The sequence below is a fragment of the Polaromonas sp. P1_E1_2 genome, assembly GCF_056406035.1.
Window position 1 is genome coordinate 1 of the sequence record NZ_JBFUAZ010000609.1, and the last position, 2,561, is coordinate 2,561.

The 2,561-nt window shown below is 63.7% G+C and carries 2 protein-coding genes; both read right to left on the reverse strand.

From position 1 onward, the window contains the following. Nucleotides 1-1,060: DEAD/DEAH box helicase (locus tag AC1D1P_RS20660; protein WP_477674249.1), on the reverse strand; the 1,060-nt coding region annotated here is incomplete at its 3' end. Nucleotides 1,061-1,404: 344 nt separating this feature from the next. After that, nucleotides 1,405-2,280: a KPN_02809 family neutral zinc metallopeptidase gene (gene ypfJ / locus AC1D1P_RS20665; RefSeq protein ID WP_477668100.1), complete on the reverse strand. Its 876-nt coding sequence runs from the start codon at nt 2,278-2,280 to the stop codon at nt 1,405-1,407. Nucleotides 2,281-2,561: the final 281 nt, after the last annotated feature.

Genomic DNA, 2,561 nt, shown 5'->3' on the forward strand with positions numbered 1-2,561 from the left:
CAACAAAACTCACTGCCAGGCCCGATGCGCCAGCCCGGCCGGTACGGCCGATGCGGTGCACGTAATCTTCGGCATTGAAGGGMACATCGAAGTTGAACACYGCGGGCACATCCTTGATGTCCAGGCCGCGCGCCGCCACGTCGGTRCACACCAGCAGGTCGACTTCGCCCTTCTTGAAGGCTTCCAGCGCYTTSAGGCGYTCGTCCTGGCTCTTGTCGCCGTGCAGCGCCGTGGTCTTGAGGCCTTCACGTTCCAGGGAACGCGCCAGCCGTGCGCAACCGAGTTTGCTGTTGACGAACACAAAAGCCTGCTTCATGCCGCGCTGTTTCAGGATCTGGTGCAGGGCGCGGCGTTTGTCGTCGGCGCCCACGCTGTAGAAATGCTGCTCGACGGTGGAAGCTGTAGCGTTGGAACGGGCGACCTCGATCGTGACCGGATCCTGCAAATAGCTGGAAGCCAGGCGCTTGATTTCAGGCGAAAAAGTCGCCGAGAACAGCAAGGTGATGCGCTGCTTGGGCAGGTAGCTCAGGATGCGCTGCAGATCGGGCAAAAAGCCGATGTCCAGCATACGGTCGGCTTCGTCGAGCACCACGTATTCGACCTGATTGAGTACGGCGTTCTTGGCTTCAATGTGGTCAAGCAGCCGGCCCGGCGTGGCCACCAGCACTTCAACGCCTTTTTTGAGCTCGGCCGTCTGCGGCTTCATGTCCATGCCGCCAAACACCACGGTGCTGCGCAGATTGGTGTATTTGGCGTACAGCTCGACTTGCTGGGCCACCTGCACGGCGAGTTCGCGCGTGGGCAGCAGCACCAGCGCACGCACCGGGTGGCGGGCTGGCGACGTCGAGGCGTTCTCGTGCTTCATCATGCGCTGCAGCAGGGGCAACGCGAAAGCCGCAGTCTTGCCGGTGCCGGTTTGCGCGGCGCCCATGACGTCTTTACCCTGCAGGACGACCGGGATGGCCTGTTCCTGGATGGGGGTCATGGTTTCGTAGCCCATTTCGGCTACGGCGCGGGCCAGCGGTTCTGCCAGCGAAAGATTGGAAAAAGAGGATGTCATAAAAGGCTCGGCGGTACTCTGCGGGTTGTCTTGCGAAGGGCGCGCGGACCGGCGCGCTGGCAGCCAACGGCACCGCTGCACCATTGACAAGAAAGGGAGCGCGGCAGGCCGCCCGGCGTGGCACGGTCACCGACCGTGATGGGGCTGTTGCAGCGCTTCCTCAGCCTTCTATTGTCGCACTTTAGGCCCCGATGCCGGTTTTGCCGGCCCACTGCGCTTTCAGGGCCATTTGGGCCAGGGCAGCCACTGGGGCAACACCCCTTTATTGCTATCTATTTTATAGCTGTTTGCGCGCGTCAGTAAAGGGCTACAGCCCGATTTCACTCTTAATTGTTGGCTGCCGGCTAAATACTGCGGGCGCTAAAGGTGTCGCAGGCCTTCACGCTGCCGGTTTTCAGGCCCGTGTCGAACCAGCGCTGGCGCTGGGCGCTGGTGCCGTGGGTGAAGCTTTCGGGCACCACCGCGCCGCCGCCGGCCCGCTGCAGGGCGTCGTCGCCGATTTTGGCGGCGGCGTTCATGGCCTCCTCCACGTCGCCCTGCTCCAGTATCTGGCGCGCGTTCTGCGCGTTATGCGCCCACACACCGGCAAAACAGTCGGCCTGCAACTCCAGGCGAACGCTCAGGGCGTTGTATTCGGCTTTGCTGACGCGGCCACGCATCTGGTCCATCTTGCCGCTAATGCCCAGCAGATTCTGCACATGGTGGCCCACCTCATGCGCGATCACATACGCCTGGGCGAAGTCGCCGGGTGCTCCCAAACGGTTACGGAGGGTTTCGTAAAAGCCCAGGTCGATGTAGACCTTCTGGTCGCCCGGACAGTAAAACGGCCCCATGGCGGCCTGGCCCTGGCCGCAGGCAGTTTGCGTGGCGCCACGAAAGAGCACCAGCCGCGGCTTCTGGTAAGTGCCGCCGCCCTTGGCAAACACGTCGGTCCAGACATCTTCGGTGTCCGCCAGCACGGTCGAGACGAATTTCGCCATGCGGTCATCGGCCGGCGGCTTGGGGGCCGGGCCCTGCTGCACCTGTGCGGGGGATCCGCCGCCGCTGAGCAGGCTCAGGATGGTCATCGGGTTGATGCCGAAGATCCAGCCGCCCACCAGCGCAACCACGATGGTGCCGATGCCGACGCTGCGGCCCCCAAAGCCGAAGCCGCCTCCCCCGCCACCGCCGTCGCGCCGGTCTTCAACATTGTCGGATTCGCGATTGCCTTCCCACTTCATGGTGTCTCCCTGTCTGTCATCCGTGCATACTGGCCTTTCCGGCCCGCTGCGGCACCTGCCCCAAAGCCCGGTCCGCTGTCAGCGCATGCGCCGACTTTACTTGAGCGGCCCCCCGCCGTGGAACAAAATTGAACCTTGGTGTATCCATTCGTCATGACTACTTTTGCCCACCCAACGCCCGCGGGCCCCGGCACCCAGGGCGGCGCCATTTCCGTGTTTTTCCCGCTGCGCCTGGCGCTTGCGTTGCTGCTGGCCGCGCTGCTGACGGCCTGCGCCAGCCC